This is a genomic window from Phyllobacterium sp., assembly GCF_037994425.1.
In the GTDB taxonomy this organism is placed as follows: domain Bacteria; phylum Pseudomonadota; class Alphaproteobacteria; order Rhizobiales; family Rhizobiaceae; genus Phyllobacterium.
The window spans coordinates 1-5325 of record NZ_JBBNAM010000179.1 but is presented as its reverse complement, the minus strand read 5'-3'; the positions used below and the strand labels follow the sequence as shown (position 1 = coordinate 5325).

6 protein-coding genes are annotated in these 5325 nt (G+C 57.8%); 5 read left to right on the top strand and 1 reads right to left on the bottom strand.

What is annotated here, in order from left to right:
• Both AAAB35_RS13030 and AAAB35_RS13025 read left to right on the top strand, forming a co-directional pair.
• The coding region (locus AAAB35_RS13030) for a bifunctional diguanylate cyclase/phosphodiesterase (RefSeq protein WP_340668699.1) at nt 1-1086 on the top strand (1086 nt) is incomplete at its 5' end.
• 425 nt (nt 1087-1511) lie between these two features.
• Nucleotides 1512-1784 (top strand): hypothetical protein, encoded by a 273-nt coding sequence (locus AAAB35_RS13025; RefSeq protein WP_340668698.1) that lies wholly within the window; start codon nt 1512-1514, stop codon nt 1782-1784.
• A gap of 286 nt (nt 1785-2070) precedes the next feature.
• Here AAAB35_RS13025 and AAAB35_RS13020 read toward each other — a convergent pair whose 3' ends face one another.
• Nucleotides 2071-3288 (bottom strand): site-specific integrase, encoded by a 1218-nt coding sequence (locus AAAB35_RS13020; RefSeq protein WP_340668697.1) that lies wholly within the window; start codon nt 3286-3288, stop codon nt 2071-2073.
• A 24-nt stretch (nt 3289-3312) separates the two neighbouring features.
• Here AAAB35_RS13020 and AAAB35_RS13015 point away from each other — a divergent pair, with 24 nt between their 5' ends.
• The 3 genes from AAAB35_RS13015 to AAAB35_RS13005 form a co-directional block, all read left to right on the top strand.
• Complete coding sequence (locus tag AAAB35_RS13015) at nt 3313-4086, top strand: hypothetical protein (protein WP_340668696.1); 774 nt, start codon at nt 3313-3315, stop codon at nt 4084-4086.
• A gap of 29 nt (nt 4087-4115) precedes the next feature.
• On the top strand, nt 4116-4733 hold the full coding sequence (locus AAAB35_RS13010; protein WP_340668695.1) for a hypothetical protein: 618 nt from the start codon (nt 4116-4118) through the stop codon (nt 4731-4733).
• A 208-nt stretch (nt 4734-4941) separates the two neighbouring features.
• On the top strand, nt 4942-5325 hold a 384-nt coding region (locus AAAB35_RS13005; RefSeq protein ID WP_340668694.1), incomplete at its 3' end, for a recombinase family protein.

Genomic DNA, 5325 nt, shown 5'->3' with positions numbered 1-5325 from the left:
CTCGGCGGCGACGAGTTTGCCATCATCGCCGCAGGTTTGGACAATCCGATCGACGCAAGCCGTATCGCCCAGCAGATCCTCGACGAATTGCAAAACTCCAACGAGAACTCGAAAAGTGAGGACCTCGTTTCCACGAGTATCGGTATCGCCATCTATCCCAACGATGCCGACACCAAGGAGGTCCTGATAGGCCACGCCGATACCGCGCTTTACCGCGCCAAGGCCGAGGGGCGCGGCATCTACCGCTTTTATGAGACCACAATGGGCAAAGCTGCCAAGGAGCGCCGCCTTATCGAGCATGAACTTCGCCACGCCATTGGCCGCAACGAGCTCGGGCTTGTCTATCAGCCGCAGAAGTATCTGAAGACAGGCGAGATCATCGGCTTTGAAGCCCTGTTGCGCTGGCGCAATGCCGAGCGCGGGGACATTTCCCCGGCGCTTTTCATCCCGATTGCCGAGGAGAGCCGCCTCATCCTCCAGATCGGCGAGTGGGTGCTTCGTGAGGCGTGTCGATCCGCCGTTACGTGGAAAAGCGCGATCATCGTTGCCGTCAATGTTTCTGCCGTGCAGCTACACGATCCGAATTTTGCCAGCACTGTCCACGCGATCCTCGTAGAAACGCGTCTGCCGGCCTCGCGCCTCGAACTCGAAATCACCGAGACGGCACTCGTAAAGGACATGAACCGGGCGCTCCTCACGCTTCGCAAGCTCAAGGCGCTTGGGGTCCAGATAGCGATGGATGATTTTGGCACCGGCTATTCCTCGCTCTCCAATCTGCGCGCATTTCCTTTCGACAAGATCAAGATCGACGGATCGTTCATCAAGTCGATTCACGAAAATGAGCAATCGGCCACCATCGTGCGGGCGGTGCTCGGCCTCGGCAGGGGACTGGGGCTGCCGGTTCTTGCCGAAGGCATCGAATCCTCGGCGGAACTCGCGTTCCTTTCCGATGAACTCTGTCTCGTCGGTCAGGGGTACTATCTCGGCCGCCCCGACCACATCAGCACGTTCGAGTCGGACGTCACTGGCGATACGCGCGCGGACGCGAGAAAAACCCTGGCCCCCCTGAAAATGGCCAGAAACTAGGGTTCCATTTCAATACAGCATCCAGTCCGAGGATGTCAGCTGATCATTGCCTTTTGTAGGTCCAGCGCGACAACGGCAGGCGGGCCAGCCCAAATTGGGGATCAGGTTACACACATTGGCCGGATTGATCCGACCACCAATCGATCGTCTAATCATTGGTGTCAGCGTGAAAACGTTGATCGGGGTCGGGCGAGGATCGCAGTGCAATCCACGATCTCTTGCCCGGCCTTGATCTTTGATCCCCGCCATCTATGGTCGATGACTTTCTTTACGAAGTCAAAGCCTTTGGAAAAGCGTATGGTTGGAATGGACGATGATCTGACCAGCCAGGCATCCGGCTAACCATGACTGGACGCCGACCGTAGAAAATAGACAAGAGACGGGTCAAATTCTCAGCGAAGGACAACGGAACCGGAAAATTGACGTTGAGAAGTCTACCACTCCTGGCTCTCCTCTTGCTGCTCGGTTGTGATGATCGCCCCGGCGGGTGGTCCGCCATTGTTTATCCGGATCGAACCGATCGCACAAAGTTCGTCGTGACGCCGCATTTCACGATGGTGTCATATTGCCTGGAATCGGCAAAGGAGACGATGAACAAAATCCAGATCAATGGCGGCGGCGACTATGAGTGCGGCTATAATTGTGAAGAACACGGCGACCCTCACAGGATGAACGTCTGCGAGAAATACAGCAAGTAGCGGAGCGTTCGTCACGACAGATGTCAAACGATCTTTTCGGGCGGAGGCGATCCCATGGAACGTGCCATTGCGTGTGGCATTCCTCGCATAACTTGAGCCCACAGCCATTATGCGGGCCGGGCAATCCCTGAATTGTTCGGTGAGCACGCGGTTCCGGACCGCCTGTTGACGCGGCTCATAATCGCTTGGTTGCGGGTTCGAGTCCCTCCGGGCCCACCATTCGCTTTGAAATCATTACGAAAGCAGCCTTGGGCCCATCCTAGGCCCATTTTTAGAATGGGCCTACTTAGTCGATCACCTTGAAGGCGGCCCGGCGCTTAGCTGCTTGCCGCTCCACATCACGCCTCTCGCCGTCAACGAAGGCATCGGCAACTAGCTTCTTGCGGTTTGCTTCCTGGAGGTACGGATCAGCCTCGCGCGCAGACGAGTGGCCCATTGAATTCTGGATCTGGAGAGCGGTCGCACCGTCTTCCGCCAGCTTGATGCCGAAGTTCTTACGCAGCCCATGAAGTGTATAGCCGATCGTCCCTTCCTTCTTGTTGGCGACCGGAATACCGGCCTGCCGGCACCAGTGCTGCATCATTCCGGTTAGGCTCTTTTCGGAGAAAGGCTTGCCGTATCGATTGAGCAGCACGACGCCGCTGTCACGGTCCAGCGGCTCGAGCGCGATGGCCAGATCCTTACGCATCGGCAGAAACATTTCCTTGCCACCGGTGCGCTTACTGTTCTTCTTCTGCCGGAAGGAGAACGCCTGCATCTCGCGCGTCTCGCCGTTGCCAAGCTCGACTGCTTCGGTGATCAGTTTATCCCACGTTAGGCGGGCGATGTCCGAGCGACGATTACGGAGCCAGAGTGCCAGCTTTAAGCAGGTGCGGGCGGGGGTGCCGACCGCGTGGTGTGCGCGATACTGCGCGATGATGCCATCTGGCCACTTGCGATGTCCGAGAGTCTTCGGCACCGGGGCTTCAAGTGTGAAGGTCGGGTCGTATTCGATCCACTCCTGCTCGATGGCAATCTTCGTAAGCTTGCGAATCGCGACCAGCATGTGCTTGGCGACGGTCGGCGTGTTCAAACGGATGCCGTCGAGCAGCTTGCGGAGGTGCTTGGTCTTGATGTCGGCTATCGGCATGTCGCCCCATGTGACATCCATGTCGTCGACTACCTTGGTCGCCATGAACGCCATCAGCATCCTGTTGTTCTTGTCCTGCGTCTGCAGATCGTACGCGTCCCACTCCGCCGTACGCAGCAGGCGCCGATAGCAAGCGTTGACGGTCTTGGCGTTGAAAATGCTGGTCACGCGCGCCTTCTGGTCGGGGGTCACGCCTTTCGCGCATTGGTGATAGGCCTTTTCGAAGGCAGGCTCGCCCGGATTACCCGGCAGGTTGACCTGCTTGCCACCACCATCGCCGCCGGAACGCCACCGCCAGCGCAGTTTACCGTTCTTGGTGAACGAGGTGACGGTGTCGGATCCCTCAAGCTGGCCATTCGCCGTTCCCTTCACCATTGAATGGAGTGCAACCATCACGATATGGGCGTAGGGGGTCGGCCGACCCTGCTCCCACCCCTGATAGGTCGTAAGCGAAATTCTAAGCAGCGCGGCAGTCTGCACCTGTGTGAAGCCGATGCGCCCCCGCCATGCTCGCAGACGCTCATCGAAGCCGATCGGCGTAACCGCGCGGCTCTCGACGACATGCGTACCTCGCATACGATGGATTATCGGGTGACGCTAACCGCGGTAGGTACGAAGGAGGCCGAGGCGGTGTTTCTCAACCACCTCTCCGACGCCGATTTCGGCACCGAGGCTGCAATGGGTCTGCAAGTTATGTGGCAGGAAAGCAACGAGCCACGCCGGGAGGGGCGAGTCTTTCAGCCATGGCCGGATTTTGAGCGAGCTGCTGCCCGCCGGTTTGGAGATCGCAACGCCTCTACCAATGCGGCAGAAGCGATTCTCGCAGCTGCTACGGCAGCTAAGTCAGAAGGTACCCGAGAAGGACTAAGACGTGGGATCAAGCTCGCGGGGTGTGCCGTCTTACTGCCTCATGGGGAGAAGTCAGCGATATTTGCCGACCTCATTATCAGCGACGTCGAAACCAGCCTAAAACTCGTGCTTGCGCAACGGATGGTTGTCGGTGGGGAGGTTGTGCCTTCGACGATTATCGCTGCGTCGCTGCGGGTGCTCGTTGCTGAGCGATGGCTAGGTGACCACGAGGTGGCGCAGGCCTTTGATTGGCTGGAGCTCTTGCCGTTTTCCGATAATCCCATGACGTTGCTAGACAGATCGACCTCGTTACCTCGCGGTTAAAGTTTGCTGCATGGCGGATGAGGGATGTCGTGCTCGTGATACGATACCTCCCCGAGCGCGAACGCATTGACCTCTTGCGCGGCCTGGTCCAGCGGTTTCCTGAACTCATTGGGGAGTATAATTTATACGTTGCCCTGACGAATCCCGGTGATGCGACGCTGGAGTTTCTTTTGGAAATCGCCTCGGGGCGCTATCAGGGAAAGTCCATGGACCAGGGAACGCCGCATGACTATCCGCAGAAAATCTTTGAGCAACTGGCTCCGCAGCAACGAGACCATCTGCCCGAGCGCTTCGCTCGAGAAGAAAGCAGCGGGGCAAAAGTCTTTCTCGCGTCTATCCTATTGGCCAGCGGTGACCATGACATCTTTCTGATGCTCGCGGCCGACCCCATCGGCCGCAGTGTCATTGGCCAAGGCGGTTGGACCACACAGCAGAACCTTCTCTACATCCACCATCCCGTCGGGGAGAATGCATCCTACTATAATTTAATCCCTCGCGAGCTCCAGCGACTTCGGGAGGACTGTTCGACCTCACCCAATCTAGTGATGCAGAGGCAGCGGCCTTTGCCTCCGACTATCTTAATCGCATCGACGCGACGCGAGACGAAGAGGGCGGTTTCGATGCTGGTCCCAGGCATCCCTACATAGCTTCCGGACGACCGTGGCCAAATGTAACGCTTCCGGTCTAACGGCCGCTCTCGTCTGAGAATTCCATTGCCTGCTTACGTGCAGAGCCGATCCCGGATGAAGGAGTCTTTGTACAGAATGTACACTTTCCAGCACATTGCCTCTTGCGCGTATTCTTAGCGTACATTAATGCTAAGTTCGGTACTCTCTTAGAGGAAAGTGCACGAAAATGGCGATTGTCGGCTATGCGCGTGTGTCCAGCGTCGGACAGGATCATGCGGGACAGATGGAACGGCTGAAGGCGGCCGGTGCGACCAAAATCTTTCAGGAAAAGCGCTCGGGCGTCGATCGCGAGCGCGAGGAGCTGCAAAAGTGCCTGGACTATGTGCGGGAGGGTGACACACTTTTGGTAACGAAGCTCGATCGCCTGGCGCGCTCGGCCGTCGATCTTTATGCCATCGTGACCCTGCTGGACGGCAAGGGCGTGGCTTTCAAGGTGCTGGACGATGCGGCCGTTGATACGACAAGTCGTAGCGGCAAGCTGGTCATGGGCGTCCTCGCGCTGATTGCCGAGTTTGAAACTTCCATCCGGCGCGAGCGGCAAATGGAAGGC